Origin of the sequence: Beggiatoa alba B18LD (assembly GCF_000245015.1) — a bacterium.
In the GTDB taxonomy this organism is placed as follows: domain Bacteria; phylum Pseudomonadota; class Gammaproteobacteria; order Beggiatoales; family Beggiatoaceae; genus Beggiatoa; species Beggiatoa alba.
Genome location: NZ_JH600070.1, coordinates 3,795,460 through 3,811,119 on the forward strand (window position 1 = coordinate 3,795,460; position 15,660 = coordinate 3,811,119).

Genomic DNA, 15,660 nt, shown 5'->3' on the forward strand with positions numbered 1-15,660 from the left:
CTCGCAGAATTCAAGGTTGTTAGAAATTTTAAAATCCTTTCATGATAAAAAATCCACATTCCTTGATAATTCAGAAATGTGGATTTATTTTTCTATCACCCTAATTTAAAAGGGTTTAATGTGTTACTACCGCTGTTTCTGCATGTACGGGTGCATGAGGATGCCAGCCAACGACTAAATTTAACGCAACAAAGCCAATGATATAAGCAAGTATGACATACCAACCATAACGTAACCAATTCACCACAGATTTAGCTTCAGGGTACATATTAGACAATGCCACCCCCGCAGAAGAACCAAACCACATCATAGAACCACCAAATCCAACAGCAAAGGCTAAAAAGCCCCAATCATATCCACTTTGTTTAATGGCTAATGCTGTTAAAGGGATATTATCAAACACCGCAGAAACAGCCCCTAAACCAAAGGTACTCAATGGGGATGCAGCGGGTAAGGTTTCCACAGGCATCATAGAAGCACATAAAACTAAAGATAATAAGAAAACTGTCCCCATCAATGTTTCAGGTAAAATTTCCCAGTCAGGACGACGTAAGGGAACAGAAACGAAAATAGCAACCCAAACTGCAACACCAATAAAAGGAAAACTTTCCGCAATTCCAGAAAACTGCATATTAACGATAACGTTCGTTAAAATAGCAGAAACTAGAATCAATGCCACAATGCCAATACGAGTCCAATCTAAATGAATCTTTTGATGTTGATGTTTTAAGATAGGGGAATAATTCTGTTGTTGAATTGCCGCAGGAATACCAAAAATAAATAAGGTCAATCCAGCACCGACATAGGCTTCTAAAACGTCCACAGGGCTAATACCAGAAATCCAAATCATAGTTGTTGTTGTATCGCCAACAACACTACCCGCCCCACCTGCATTAGAAGCGGCAACAATCGCAGCTAAATAACCAACATGGACTTTAGCGCGGAATAAAGTATGCGCCATTGCCCCCCCAATCATGGCGGCAGCAATATTGTCGAGGAAGCTAGAAAGCACGAAAATGATGATAAGTAGTAAAAAACCACCTTTCCAATCATGCGGTAAAAAACGTGGTAAAACAGCAGGAATACGGGTTTTTTCAAAATGACGTGATAATAATGCAAATCCCATTAATAAACAGAATAAATTTACTAAAGTAACCCATTCATGCCCAATATGACTCATAAAGCCTGTAACACCCTCACCATGCTTAAAACCTGTGAAGGTGATTTTATACAGCGCAATCGTGACCAATCCTGTTAAACCAACTGCCAGCGTGTGATGATGAAATAACGCAACACCCAATAAAGTTAAACCGAATAAAATAAAATCAATGGGAATGCCCATCACATTCGGTAATGATTCTGCCGCAAACGCTGAATGACTGATCAATAAACTGAATAGTGTTATGACACTCACAATTCCTATTTTCTTCATTAAAAGCTCCAAAGTAACAAAGCTCTTTTTGTTGTTATAAAGCACACAAAATGGCAGGCTTTGTAGAAATTACCACAAAAAAAAATGAGTATTAATTATTCAGGTCGTACCCAATTTGCCCAACACTAAAAAAACATCTATCCGCTATTATATTGTAATAAATAGATATTTTTATTAATTATCTCCCTCTTACCTATTACTAACAACGAAGAGAGGAAAATGAACATTAAAATAAGTGTAATTAACTGCAATACGACCTGCTCTTTTTGTCGTTAAACGTTATTTTTCACGCTAACAGCGCAGGCTAAAGCAACGCTTATGCCTAGTAAATGCAATAGTGTCACTTAAAAAGACCCTGTTTTAACGCTTTCTATGTAAAATTTAAATTTTTTATAGATAATTCAATCTTTCAACCTCTATACCACACTGTTGCAATACTGTGACGATTGTAATTTTTTAACGGCAAGTCATCGTGTCCGAATATAAAAATGACATTGATTGTTTAAATTTATAATTAATTGACTATATTAATTAAATACAAAAATTTGCTAAACGATGAAGGGATAGATACTATCAACACAAAGCGTATCTATTTATTTCATTCACTCACGATGATTAACTCATGCGCGGCAGTAAAATACTCGTTATTACTTATCATTTCGCCCCTCAACTCCATGCGAGTGTCTTTCGTCAATTACAGTTTTTACGCCATTTTCGTGATCATGGCTTAAATGCAGTGATTCTAACGAATGCTGTTTCTGCGACAGCCCAAAATAAAACGCCTCACCCCCCAGAACGTTACGCTGAATTTCCTGTTTTTCGGGTTGATGCAACCTCATCAACAAAATGGAAACTACCCAACCGCTTTAAAAACTTCCTGTCACTACGGGGATTTTCACGAGAGGCGCAAGCTTTTGGCGATGTCGATATTAACTGGTTACAGATGGCATATCATAAAGCGATTGAGTTAATAGCAGAATATCATTGTGATACCATCTATATTGTTGCTCCCCCTTTCAGCATATTATTATTAGGCTATCGGCTAAAGCGTCGAACACATTGCAAATTAATTATTGATTTACAAAAGTTGTTACCAACACAAGAAAATCCTGTTTTAGCAACACAACGTGATTTGATAGAACAACGAATTTGGCAGAGTTGTGACGCGCTTGTTGTGACTTCATGGAGTACATGGACTCACTACAGCCAAAAAATGGAAAAAGAGAAGGTTTTTTTAGTTTTTAACAGCTATGACACTATTTTTAATTTTAAAACAGATTCTTATCTTACAAATAAAGTCTTTACCATTTTTTATATGGGTACTTGGGATAAACAACGCTCTCCTGATAAATTATTGAATGTGTTACAACGTTGTCCTTTCCCTTGGCGTTTGCTATCGATTGGGAGCACTAACCATATTTTGAATGAGCAGGCGTTAAAATATCATGTCCATGAACATGTTGTTTGTGTGCCGAGTTTATCTAAAGAGGAATTGTTACCTTATTTACAACAGGCTGACCTTTTATTTCTCACACGTGAATTACCCCCGCCGCCGCATCTTGATCCGCACATTGCAACCAAGGTTTTTAACTATCTTGCAACAGGAAAACCCATTGTGGCGCAAATTCCACTTGGGGATACTTATGATTTTTTACAAAAATATGCATTGCAGGTAGATTTAATCCCACCACATGATTCAGAACAACTTTATGAAAGTCTCAGCCATTATTATCAGCAGTGGCAGGCGGGTCATTTATCGCCACAAACTAATTTAGAGTTTTTACAGCAATTCGATAGTAAAACGACAACTCGTCGCTTGTCTGCTGTCTTTCAAATGGTTAAGCAACAGGGACAAGTGGAATGAAATCTGATGATACTGTAGGCAAAATTTATGTATAAAACACATTTTCAAGCATTGCTTGTATTAATCGGCTGTTTCTGGGGAATACAAGGATTTGCCATTAGTTCAGTTAGGCTAAAAATTGATAATATTCAATCATCTAATTGGAAGGCAGAGCAGGCAATACTGACAGTTTTACTAACTACAGAGAAAAAATTAGTAATTAATGCTCAATTGCAACAATTTCAATCTAGTACACTTAAGCAACCTGTAAAAGAATTATCCATTGTTTGTCCACAATTATTATATTCAATACAACAAATTACTTGTACAAAAACCAGTTTAACCATTCCTCATTTTTTAGAGACACCAACTAATTTATCTATTGCTTATTTACCTAATCCGTTAAAAGTAGATATTGCTATCACGCAAGCAATTGGGACAGGATCTATGGCAGGGCAGTTGTTGTATCAAAAAGAGAATTGGCAGGGAAATATAAATATCAAAATACTGAATTTAGAAGATTTATCTAAACGACTACAACAGTGGATTGAGTTGCCACTTGGTTTAAGTTTTATGGGGGTTGCCAATTTAACGGCGCAAATTGCAGGAATTGGTACACAAATACAAAACGCAACATTAAAAACTACTTTAAATGCCTTTGGTCTTACAAATGCGACAGGTTCAACCGCAGGAGAAAAATTAAATTTAGAGTGGACAGTAACGGCAAAACCCAGTCAGGCGAAACAGCAAAATGAATCGGGGCTAGAAATAGCGACGACATTAAAGGCAAAAACAGGTGAGTTATATATTCAACCCTTATATTTAAGTTTTCAGAAAGAACCCTTAAGTATTGAGGGCGATATGCTATGGTTTCCATCACGACTTATTTTAAAGCAAGTACAGTATAAGCATGAAAATATTGGTACTGTGATTGCCACAGGCGATATTAATTTAAAAGAAACAATTCATATTAATGCGCTTTCTGCCCGTTTGCCCACAGTGGCATTGATGCCTATTTATTCTGCATATATTCAACCCAGCTTTGAAGGGAGTTCTTTATCTCAATTAGAAGTTGATGGTTATTTGTCCCTTAATTTATTAATTAGCAAAGATAAATTTAAAATTATTGGCGGATTAAATAACGTTAGTATTGATGATACGAATAAGAAATTCGGCATTAGCCATCTATTGGGTACATTTGAATGGGATAGTCAACAAGCAGATAAACCAACCAATGTAAAATGGGATAGTGCTTATGTTTTATCGCATATTCAGTTAGGCGCAGCACAGCTTTATGCCAATTTAGGCAATGAAAAAATTCAATTATTAGCACCGTTAAACTTACCCATTTTAGATGGGGCTTTTCGTATAGATAACTTTAATCTAGTGGGCGGATTTGGCGAAAAAATGAATTGGGAGTTAAAAGGGAAATTACAGCCCATTTCTATGCAAGCACTAACAACCGCTTTACAACTGACGACGCTTAATGGTTATTTAGGCGGGGAAATTCCCTCTATTCGTTATCAGAATGGAATTATTACTATTGGCGGAGCGTTACAATTTAATATTTTTGATGGAAAAATTATTGCACAGCGATTGACGTTAGAATCTTTATTCGGTGCTGCACCTGTATTAAAAGCGGATATCGTTGTTGATAAAATTGATTTAAAAACCTTGACTGATATTACAAAGTTTGGGTCCATTCAAGGCTTGCTTTCAGGCTATGTGCGTAATTTATACCTTGTCAATTGGCAACCTGTTACATTTGATGCTTATCTGGGCACACCTGATGGGCAAACCATGACGAGAAAAATTAGCCAAAAAGCAGTTAATAATCTTTCTAATTTAGGCGGTGGCGGGGCTATTGATGCGCTCTCACGTGGCGTTTTAAGTATGTTTGAAAATTTTTCTTATGAAAAGCTGGGCTTAGGTTGCCGTTTACAAAATGGGATTTGTACGATGTGGGGGGCAGAAACCGCGAGTAATGGTTATTACATTGTAAAAGGTGGTGGTTTACCAAGAATCGATGTACTGGGTTATAACGAACGGGTTAATTGGGTCGTCCTTCTATCAAGGCTGGCGGCAATTACTCAAGCAAGCAATCCTGTAATTAAATAGATTTTGCGATTTCAAGTCAGATAACTGCTTTATAAATAGTAGGATATAAAAATAAAAATTTTGTTGCTATTCCATGCTATTCAAATTAGAATGCTCGGCTTACAGTTTTTAGCTGTAAGTCTTTTTTATTTTCTCCTTGCTTTGTTAATTTCAACAAAGCTGCATAATCCGTAGGGAGTCTGAATGAAGCATTACGAAGTTGTTTTTTTAGTGCATCCAGACCAAAGTGAACAAGTGCCCGCCATGATCGAGCGTTACCGCGCGATGATTGAAGGCAAAAGTGGCTTAATTCACCGTCTGGAAGATTGGGGTCGTCGTCAATTAGCGTACCCTATTAATAAAATACACAAAGCACATTACGTCCTCATGAATATTGAATGCGGACTAGATGTATTAGGCGAATTAAAAAGCGCGTTCCGCTTTAATGATGCCGTTATTCGTGACCTCATCATCACTCGTAAAGCTGCTGTAACAGAACCATCTCCGCTGTTTAAAGCGAAAGATGAACGTGAACAGCCCTTAAAATCCGATGATGATTACGACGCTGATGATTTAGATATGGATGAGGATTACGATGACGATGTTTCAGAAGACCAAATCTCCTAGAAGAAATGCAAGTTCTTCACGGTTTTTCCGTCGGAAGAAATATTGCCGCTTCACCGCTGAAAAAGTTGTGGAAATTGATTACAAAGACCTCAACACTTTAAAGGGTTATATCACGGAAACGGGAAAAATTGTTCCTAGCCGTATTACTGGGACTAAAGCCCGTTATCAACGTCAATTAGCGCGTGCCATTAAATTAGCCCGTTACATAGCGTTATTACCCTATACTGATACGCACGAGTAAGGTGAAGCACGATGGAAATCATTTTACTGGAGAAAGTCCCTAATTTAGGTGGCTTAGGCACAATGGTTAAGGTAAAAGCTGGTTATGCACGGAATTTTTTAATTCCTCATGGCAAAGCCGTTTTAGCGACCAAAGAAAATGTTGCCAACTTTGAAGCACGTCGTGCTGAATTAGAGAAAACGCAACAAGATAAATTAGCCAGTGCACAAGAACGCGCCGCACAACTCCAAGAAATGACTGTTGTTATTTCTGGTAAAGTAGGTGTAGAAGGCAAATTATTCGGTTCTGTCAGTGCTGGGGATATTGCTCAAGCATTAACCAGTGCTGGTATTGCAGTTGACCGTCACGAAATTCGCTTACAAGAAGGACCTATCCGTTTTGTTGGCGAACATGAAGTTGCTGTCCATTTACATCCTGATGTTAACGTCTCATTAACAGTACAAGTTGTTTCTGAAAACTAATTGTGACTGATGACTAACATCTTAAAAGAGGGAAGCTTGCTTCCCTTTTTTATCCTATAATATCGACAAGTTTTTTATTATAAACAGAGTATTTTCTTAAAGTTAGGATAGATACTCCCCAACCTTTAGGTTTCTGATTACCTTGTTTGTTTATGCAGGAACCACCTCTTTATTCCGATCAAGAATTAGTTTCTTCCTCACGAGGAGCTACTTCATTCCATAAAGTACCGCCCCATTCTATTGAGGCTGAGCAATCCGTATTGGGTAGTTTGCTCTTCAACAATAGTGCGTGGTACACCATTGCTGACCGTTTGTCAGAATATGATTTCTACCGTCCCGATCATCGCTTAATCTTTAAAGCCATTAAAATGCTTGCAGAAATGGGACAGCCCTGTGATGTTATTACCTTATCTGAATGGTTAATTAAGCAAAACAAACTAGAAAATGTAGGTGGAATTGCATATTTGGGGATGCTTGCTGATAGTACACCAAGTGCAGCAAATATTACCGCTTATGCCGATATTGTGCGGGAAAAATCAATTTTACGTGAATTAATTCATGTCGGTTCACGAATTATGGATAGTGCTTTTCAATATGAAGGGCATAAACCAACAGAATTATTAGAAAATGCAGAAAAATTAGTATTTGAAATTGCGGAAAAAGGAGCGCGTAGTGGTGGTGGATTTCGTGAGATTAAAGAGATATTAACTAAAACCTTAGATCAAATAGATATTCTTTATCAATCAGGTAATTCGATAACAGGCGTACCAACAGGTTTTAAAGATTTTGATGAACAAACCAGTGGCTTGCAACGTTCTGATTTAATTATTGTTGCTGGTCGCCCCTCAATGGGGAAAACCAGTTTTGCCATGAATATTGCGGAATATGTTGCGATTCAAGCAAAACATCCTGTTGCCGTTTTTAGTATGGAAATGCCCTGCGAACAGTTGGCAATGCGTTTAATTTCGTCCTTAGCACGAATTAATCAACAAAATGTGCGCACAGGAAAATTAGAAGATCATGATTGGACTAATATAACCTCTGCAATCAGTTTATTATCAGAATCTCCCCTATTTATCGATGATACCCCCGCTTTAAATCCAACCGAATTACGGGCACGGGCGCGGCGTTTAGCCAGTGAACACGGACAGTTAGGATTAATTGTGATTGATTATCTGCAATTAATGCAAGTTCCTGATAGTCGTGAAAATCGTGCAACTGAAGTGTCTGAAATTTCTCGTGGTTTAAAAGCCCTTGCAAAAGAGTTACATGTTCCTGTCATTGCGCTTTCTCAATTAAATCGGAGTTTAGAACAACGACCAAATAAACGTCCCGTGATGTCCGATTTACGCGAATCAGGTTCTATTGAACAAGATGCAGATTTAATTATTTTTATTTATCGAGATGAAGTCTATAACCAAGATAGCGAAGATAAAGGAACAGCAGAAATTATTGTTGCGAAACAACGTAATGGTCCTATAGGAACTGTACGCTTAACTTTTTTAGGTCATTTAACCCGCTTCGAAAACTTTTCCCCTATGGATTATTACCACGGAGAACATTGAGTATGACACGCCCAACGCAAGCCATTATTTATTTATCCGCTTTGCGTGCCAATGTGCAAAGGATTCGGGAGTTAGCACCCAAACAAAAAATTATTGCCGTTATTAAAGCGGATGCTTATGGACATGGGGCTGTCAGGGTTGCTACAGCATTAACAGGTTTAGTAGAAATGTTTGCTGTTTGCTCATTAGAGGAAGCCTTAATTTTGCGTCAAGCAGGCATAGATGCACCTATTTTATTATTAGAAGGTTTCTTTAGTGCAGATGAACTGACCACAATTGCTACACAAAAGATTGAAATTGCTGTACATACGCAGGGACAAGTAGATAGCTTATTAGCGGCGAAACTACCGATTAAAGTATGGCTAAAAGTGGATACAGGTATGCATCGTTTAGGTTTTTTACCTGACGAGGTCGAGTTGGCATGGAAACGGCTTAATCAATGTGATGTTTTGTTAAAGCCTATTTCTTTAATGAGTCACTTTAGTAGTGCGGATGAGCGCGATAGTAAAATTAATATGGAGCAAATCCGTATTTTTGATGAACTAAGAAAAAAAATTCAGGTTGAGAGTTCATTAGCAAATTCAGCTGGCGTTTTGGCATGGTCAGCAGCCCACTATCAATGGGTAAGACCTGGAATTATGCTGTATGGTGTTTCTCCCTTTTCAAATACAGTCGCAAAAGATGAGGGGTTACAGTCTGTTATGCAGTTTCAGTCTGCACTGATTAGCGTAAAACAATATCGTAAAGGTGAACCCATTGGTTATGGTGCGACATGGCGTTGTCCACAAGCAATGCCTGTAGGCGTTGTTGCAGCAGGTTATGCGGATGGTTATCCACGACATGCGCCTTCTGGCACACCCATTTTAGTCAATGGTCGTCGTGTGCCTCTCATTGGTCGTGTGTCTATGGATATGTTAGCCGTTGATTTACGCTCACAACCCAATGCAAAAATTGGTGATACTGTTGTTTTGTGGGGGAGAAACTTACCTGTTGAAGAAATTGCAATCTTATCGGGTACTATTGCCTACGAATTACTGTGTCATATAAGCCCACGAGTTCCACGAATTGAACGAACATAGTGGCTTAAGAATGGGTTGAGAAATTTTATACCCACGCATTAAAAAATATCAATGCTTTGAATTTAAAGGGACTATTGCAAAAGGGTGGGTAATTGCTATATTCTACGCACTAGAAAAACAAGTGTTGTGTTTATACCGATTAGGTCGTGTTTTTTAGCAACAATGGCGTGGTTTGTCTTGACTTTTTAGTAAAAACACACTATATTTTTATTCAAATGTTGCACCGCACAAAATACTGTGCTAGTATATCCAGCAAGTGAAGAATTAAACAGAATACAATGCCAAGCAAGTTACACGAAGTGGTGACTCGTTGGCGGTAGTAAAAGACTCCTCCATCCTCCTTTGGTGGTTTGGCGTGGCTCTCAGTCACGCCCCTTTTTAAGATTTTATAGTAATGCTGTTGTTCTTATAATAAATATAATAAAAAAAGAAAGAGACAGTTAAAAACCGACTCCTCCATCCTCCTTTGGTGGTTTGGCGTGGCTCTCAGTCACGCCCTTTTTTATTTTAACACTAACTAACCGCTAACAAATCCCCTTAAATAACAGAACCATTAGCAAGTTAGATTAGTATTGAAGGGCACTGCACTCAACTTCCACAGCTTATTTAGTATGTAATAGGCATCCAGCCTAACATCCTTACCGTCCCTGAATCTCCTCAATCAGTGGTTTGGCGAAACACCCAGCAGACCTCTTTTTTTGTGCTGGTTTTTCATAACACTTTATCCTAGATAAGATTTAGTGAATTAAATTTCCTAATGCTGTTTTTTATTGTTTAGGAAATATATCGCCTGATAGGTAATGCACTATCATCAAACTACTTGTTTTTATATAAAAAAAGCCCGCGGTGAAATACTTAACCTAGTTATGATGTAGGTAGTATTCCCTAAGACCGCGAGCAGTATAACATTAACCAAGTAAATCTGCGATAGCTGAACGCTCTTCTTCTAATTCATTTTGCGTTTTAATCATACGATCACGACTGAACTCGTCAATTTCTAATCCTTGAACAATGCTGTATTCGCCATTTGCAGTGGTAATAGGGAAGGAATAGATTAAACCTTCAGGAATTCCATAGCTTCCATCACTAGGAACAGCCATGCTAACCCATTCGCCGTTGCTACCTAATGCCCAATCACGAATATGGTCAACTGCCGCATTCGCAGCAGAAGCCGCACTGGATTTACCACGTGCTTTAATAATAGCGGCACCGCGTTGTTGTACAGTGGGAATGAAATCGTTCACAATCCAGTTTTGATCCACTAAAGATTTAGCGGCTTTACCAGCAACGGTCGTGTTGGTGATATCTGGATATTGCGTAGATGAGTGGTTGCCCCAAATGACCATTTTCTTGATGTCGGTCACTTTTGTGCCTGTTTTAGCCGATAACTGGCTCAACGCACGGTTATGATCAAGACGAGTCATTGCGGTGAAGTTTTTGGGATTTAAATCAGGCGCGGAGCGCATAGCAATGTAAGCATTAGTATTGGCAGGGTTACCAACGACGAGGACTTTTACATTGCGATTAGCATAATCGTTTAATGCTTTACCTTGTGTGGTAAAGATTTTGCCGTTGTCACGTAAGAGATCGTTTCTTTCCATGCCAGGTCCGCGCGGTTTTGCGCCGACTAATAAGGCGTATTCAATATCGGTAAACGCTGTTTTCACATCATCGGTTGTCACAATGTCATGCAACAAGGGGAATGCGCAATCATCTAATTCCATTGCAACCCCTTTTAAGGCTTCCATTGCAACAGGCATTTCTAACAGTTGCAGAATGATGGGTTGATCAGGTCCTAACAATTGACCAGAAGCAATTGAGAACACTAATGAATAAGAAATTTGACCTGCGCCACCAGTCACTGCGACACGGACGGGTTTTTTCATGGCGAACTTCCTTTAATGTTGATGTTGAATGGATGAAAAATCGAGCGAATGTATAAAGCAGACTTGAATTCTTTTTGTTTGCACTTCAAAGATATCAGCTACATTATGCCACGGCCAGCGGATGAATACTTTAAGTCAAGATGATCTATCAAGGCGATATGATACTCTTAAAAATGGTTTCTCTGCTAGAGAATGTATAATGATCATTCACAGTTTATGATAAAATATCGTTATAGTTGCATACAAGCCTTTCGGTCAGCCACTTGCTTAGAGGGAGCATTTGAGAGAAATGTCCACACCCAACCCCCAAACTCTATTATTTAACGCAGCCTTTGTTGATGAATTATATGAAAATTATCTCGCCGATCCGACTCAAGTGAGTGGAGAATGGCGTGCTTATTTTGAAAAATTACAACAAGAAGAAAAGCTCAGTAAACCAGAAGTTCCACACGCACCTATTCAAGCTCGTTATTATGACTATAAACCGAGTCGTAGTTCTGGGGCAGGTTGTGATCAAGAATCTTTATTTGGTTTTGCCCACAAACAAGCGGCTGTTTTGCGCTTAATCAATGCCTATCGTTTTCGTGGGCATCAATTAGCGGATATAGACCCCTTGAAGCTCAATGCTATTGAGCCGTTAGAGGATTTAACCCCTGCGTTTTATGGGTTAACCGACGCTGATATGAACACCGTATTTGATACAGGTTCATTGTATGGTAAAAATCGCGCAACCTTAAAAGAAATTATTGCGTTATTACAAAAAACTTATTGTCGTTCTATCGGTGCTGAATACATGCACATCACCGATACGAAACAAAAACGTTGGTTACAAGAACGCTTAGAAGGTACTTTGGCAACTCCTTCTTATGTCAGCGAAGAGAAAAAACGCATTTTAGATAAACTCACTGCTGCACAAGGCATTGAGGACTACATGCACACCCAATATGTGGGACAAAAACGTTTCTCCTTAGAAGGCGGGGAAAGTTTAATTCCTATGTTAGACGAGTTAATTCAACATGCTGGCGCAAATGGCATGAAAGAAATTGTGCTCGGAATGGCGCACCGTGGACGTTTAAACGTTTTAATCAACATCATGGGGAAACGTCCTAAAGACTTATTTTCTGAGTTTGAAGGAAAAATTAAGGAAAACCATCAAGGCTCTGGTGATGTCAAATATCATCAAGGTTTCTCCTCTGAAGTCATGACCCCTGGTGGCTATGTTCACTTAGCCCTAGCTTTCAATCCTTCACATTTAGAAATTATTAACCCTGTGGTTGAAGGCTCTGTGCGTGCCCGTCAAGAACGTCGTGGCGATAAAGAACGCAATCAAGTATTACCCATTTTAATTCATGGGGATGCCGCTTTTGCAGGTCAAGGCGTTGTCATGGAAACGCTAAACCTTGCCGAAACCAGAGGTTATGGCACGGGTGGCACAGTACACATCGTTATTAACAACCAAATTGGTTTTACCACTAGCGACCCCTTTGAAGCTCGTTCTACCATGTATTGCACCGATGTTGCCAAAATGGTGCAAACCCCCATTTTCCACGTTAATGGGGATGACCCAGAAGCAGTCGTCTTTGTCACCCGCCTAGCCTTAGATTTTCGCTTAGTGTTCAAGAAAGATGTCGTTATCGACATGGTTTGCTATCGTCGTCATGGTCATAATGAAGCGGATGAACCCGCCGCAACACAACCCGTGATGTACCAAAAAATTAGCAAACACACCAAAGTACAAAGCCTGTACGCACAACAATTGATTAAAGAAGGCTTAATCGGTGTAGAAGAAGGCGAAATGTTGTTACAACAATATCGTGCTGACTTAAAGACTAAAGAAGTCGTTTCCCGCCCTGTTAGTTTAGATTTCCAATTCTCTGTCAACTGGAAACCCTATTTAGGAACAAAATGGGATGAAGTTGCAAAAACCAGCATTAGCAAAGAGTTACTGCAAGATTTAATGCGACGAGCTAACACCATCCCTGAAGGCTTCAAGCTCAATCGCAGTGTAGAAAAAATCGTTGATGCTCGCCGTAAAATGGGCGTGGGTGAATTACCTTTCGATTGGGGTGCTGCTGAAGTTTTGGCCTATGCGGCTTTAGTAGAAGAAGGACATCCTGTGCGTCTATCAGGTCAAGACTGCGGGCGCGGTACATTTGCGCACCGTCATGTTGTCTTACATGAACGCGATACAGGCGAATCCTATTTACCACTGCGTAACCTTTCAGAAAAACAAGCGAATTTCCTTGTTATCAACTCCTTATTATCTGAAGAAGCCGTTTTAGGATTTGAATTTGGTTACAGCTCTTCAGACCCAGAAACCTTAGTTATTTGGGAAGCCCAATTTGGAGACTTTGCGAATGGTGCACAAGTTGTTATCGACCAATTCATCAGCTCTTCCGAATCTAAATGGCAACGTCTGTGCGGTTTAACCATGCTGTTACCTCACGGCTACGACGGACAAGGACCCGAACACTCCTCCGCCCGTTTAGAACGCTACTTACAACTGTGTGCAGAAGACAATATTCAAGTCTGCGTTCCTAGCACACCCGCGCAAAATTTCCACTTACTCCGTCGTCAAGCCATACGTCCCTATCGTAAGCCACTGATTATAATGAGTCCTAAGAGCTTGTTACGGCATAAACTCGCCGTTTCTAGCATGGAAGAATTTACCGATGGTAGCTTCCAACCCGTGTTAGATGAAGCTGATAAGAGTATCGCGCCAGAAAAAGTGCGGCGTTTACTCTTCTGTAGCGGTAAAGTCTATTACGACTTACTTGAAGCCCGTACAGAACACAATATCAAAGACATTGCGATTATTCGTTTAGAACAACTCTATCCACATCCTAAAAAAGAAATTGCCGAAATTGTTGCCCGTTACCCCAATGCAAAAAGCCGTGTTTGGGTACAAGAAGAACCCAGAAACCAAGGCGCGTGGTGGTTTATGCGGGCACACATGGATGTTAATCTACAAGAATTTGAAGGCGGACGGATTGAATACGCAGGTCGTCCTTCTTCAGCTTCACCAGCTGTGGGTTACTTATATTTACACCGTCAACAACTGCAAGAATTCTTGGCAGACGCATTAGCATTAAATAGCGAAGCCAAGCGCGTTGCCGTATAAATTTGTCAATAAACCACCGCTTTCTTGCCAGAAATGGCTTGAAAGACGTGGTTATTAACTTCCTAAACAATTACCGCCAAAAGGAAAATAAACAGTGTCTATCGTAGATGTCAAAGTTCCTGTGCTCTCAGAATCCGTTGCAGATGCAACTGTGTTGGAATGGTACAAAAAACCGGGAGATGCCTTACAAGAAGGCGACAAATTGGTCGATATCGAAACTGATAAAGTCGTTCTTGAAGTTGTCGCGCCCAAAGCAGGTGTATTAACAGGCATTGCCAAAGACAAAGGCGTAAGCGTACTCAGCGAAGAAGTGTTAGGCACAATTGACACCGCCGCTGTTGCAGCCGCTGCTCCTGCAACCGCCACGGTTGCCCCAGTTGCCACAACCGCTCCTGCTACAACAACCAGTGCAGACCCCAAAACCAGCCCCGCAGTGCGTAAAATGGCGGCTGACCAAGGTGTTAACCCTGCCAGCGTTCCCCATACAGGCGACCGCGTCACCAAAGCAGACATGTTAGCCGCAGGACAAAAACCTGCCAGTGCTGCGCCTGCTGTTGCTCCATTAGCAGGCTCACGTCCTGAAGAACGTGTCCCCATGACACGGATGCGTAAACGTACTGCTGAACGTTTACTAGAAGCCCAACACCATCATGCCCTGTTGACCACGTTCAACGAAATCAACATGAAACCCATGATGGACTTACGGGCAAAATACAAAGACGAGTTCGAAAAGAAACACGGTACTAAACTCGGCTTTATGTCCTTCTTCACCAAAGCCACTGTTGCTGCTTTACAAAAGTTCCCCATTATCAACGCCTCGACAGAAGGCGACGACATCATTTATCACGGCTACTATGACATCGGGATTGCGGTCAGTTCCCAACGTGGCTTAGTTGTGCCTATTCTCCGTGATGCAGATGCTCTATCCTTCGCTGATATTGAAAAAGGTATTGCCGAATATGGCAAACGTGCACGCGACGGCAAATTAACCATCGAAGAATTAACAGGCGGTACGTTCAGTATCACCAACGGCGGTATCTTCGGCTCTATGATGTCCACCCCGATTTTAAATCCACCGCAAAGCGCGATTTTAGGGATGCACAACATTGTCGACCGTCCCTACGTTGAAAACGGACAAGTTGTTGTTCGTCCTATCATGTACGTTGCCTTAACCTATGACCACCGTATCATTGACGGACGCGATGCTGTGCAATTCTTAGTAGCCATTAAAAACGCTATTGAAGACCCTGCCCGTTTATTATTAGAAGTTTAAGAAACTCAAAAACCCCTCCTCGTGAGGGGTTTATA

11 protein-coding genes are annotated in these 15,660 nt (G+C 40.1%); 9 read left to right on the top strand and 2 right to left on the bottom strand.

Features of this window, described 5'->3' with window-relative positions; genetic code table 11:
• Nucleotides 1-115: 115 nt before the first annotated feature.
• Complete coding sequence (locus BEGALDRAFT_RS15600) at nucleotides 116-1,414, bottom strand: citrate transporter (protein WP_198284654.1); 1,299 nt, start codon at nucleotides 1,412-1,414, stop codon at nucleotides 116-118.
• Nucleotides 1,415-2,054: 640 nt separating this feature from the next.
• Between BEGALDRAFT_RS15600 and BEGALDRAFT_RS15605 the strand changes: the two genes are divergently transcribed.
• The 7 genes from BEGALDRAFT_RS15605 to alr all read left to right on the top strand — a co-directional run bounded on the left by BEGALDRAFT_RS15605 (nucleotide 2,055) and on the right by alr (nucleotide 9,345).
• Nucleotides 2,055-3,296, top strand: a complete 1,242-nt coding sequence (locus BEGALDRAFT_RS15605) for a glycosyltransferase family protein (RefSeq protein ID WP_002691642.1) — start codon at nucleotides 2,055-2,057, stop codon at nucleotides 3,294-3,296.
• 27 nt (nucleotides 3,297-3,323) lie between these two features.
• On the top strand, nucleotides 3,324-5,393 hold the full coding sequence (locus BEGALDRAFT_RS15610; RefSeq protein ID WP_002691644.1) for a hypothetical protein: 2,070 nt from the start codon (nucleotides 3,324-3,326) through the stop codon (nucleotides 5,391-5,393).
• 183 nt (nucleotides 5,394-5,576) lie between these two features.
• Nucleotides 5,577-5,999, top strand: a complete 423-nt coding sequence (gene rpsF / locus BEGALDRAFT_RS15615; protein WP_002691646.1) for a 30S ribosomal protein S6 — start codon at nucleotides 5,577-5,579, stop codon at nucleotides 5,997-5,999.
• On the top strand, nucleotides 5,974-6,240 hold the full coding sequence (gene rpsR, locus BEGALDRAFT_RS15620) for a 30S ribosomal protein S18 (RefSeq protein ID WP_050978454.1): 267 nt from the start codon (nucleotides 5,974-5,976) through the stop codon (nucleotides 6,238-6,240). Before rpsF ends, rpsR begins: the two co-directional genes overlap by 26 nt.
• Before the next feature lie 11 nt (nucleotides 6,241-6,251).
• A complete protein-coding gene (rplI, locus tag BEGALDRAFT_RS15625; RefSeq protein ID WP_002691649.1) occupies nucleotides 6,252-6,701 on the top strand; it encodes a 50S ribosomal protein L9 in 450 nt (149 codons plus the stop codon).
• Nucleotides 6,702-6,853: 152 nt separating this feature from the next.
• Nucleotides 6,854-8,266 carry a replicative DNA helicase gene (dnaB, locus tag BEGALDRAFT_RS15630; RefSeq protein ID WP_002691651.1) on the top strand — a complete coding sequence of 471 codons (1,413 nt, stop codon included), beginning with the start codon at nucleotides 6,854-6,856 and terminating at the stop codon, nucleotides 8,264-8,266.
• A 2-nt stretch (nucleotides 8,267-8,268) separates the two neighbouring features.
• Entirely contained in the window at nucleotides 8,269-9,345 is a 1,077-nt protein-coding gene (gene alr / locus BEGALDRAFT_RS15635) for an alanine racemase (protein WP_002691653.1), read from the top strand.
• Nucleotides 9,346-10,253: 908 nt separating this feature from the next.
• On the opposite strand, the gene BEGALDRAFT_RS15640 is transcribed toward alr, so the two are convergent.
• On the bottom strand, nucleotides 10,254-11,231 hold the full coding sequence (locus BEGALDRAFT_RS15640; RefSeq protein WP_002691654.1) for a malate dehydrogenase: 978 nt from the start codon (nucleotides 11,229-11,231) through the stop codon (nucleotides 10,254-10,256).
• A gap of 289 nt (nucleotides 11,232-11,520) precedes the next feature.
• Between BEGALDRAFT_RS15640 and BEGALDRAFT_RS15645 the strand changes: the two genes are divergently transcribed.
• On the top strand, nucleotides 11,521-14,352 hold the full coding sequence (locus tag BEGALDRAFT_RS15645; protein WP_002691655.1) for a 2-oxoglutarate dehydrogenase E1 component: 2,832 nt from the start codon (nucleotides 11,521-11,523) through the stop codon (nucleotides 14,350-14,352).
• A 94-nt stretch (nucleotides 14,353-14,446) separates the two neighbouring features.
• Nucleotides 14,447-15,625, top strand: coding sequence for a 2-oxoglutarate dehydrogenase complex dihydrolipoyllysine-residue succinyltransferase (gene odhB / locus BEGALDRAFT_RS15650; protein WP_002691657.1), 1,179 nt, complete (start codon nucleotides 14,447-14,449; stop codon nucleotides 15,623-15,625).
• Nucleotides 15,626-15,660 lie beyond the last annotated feature (35 nt).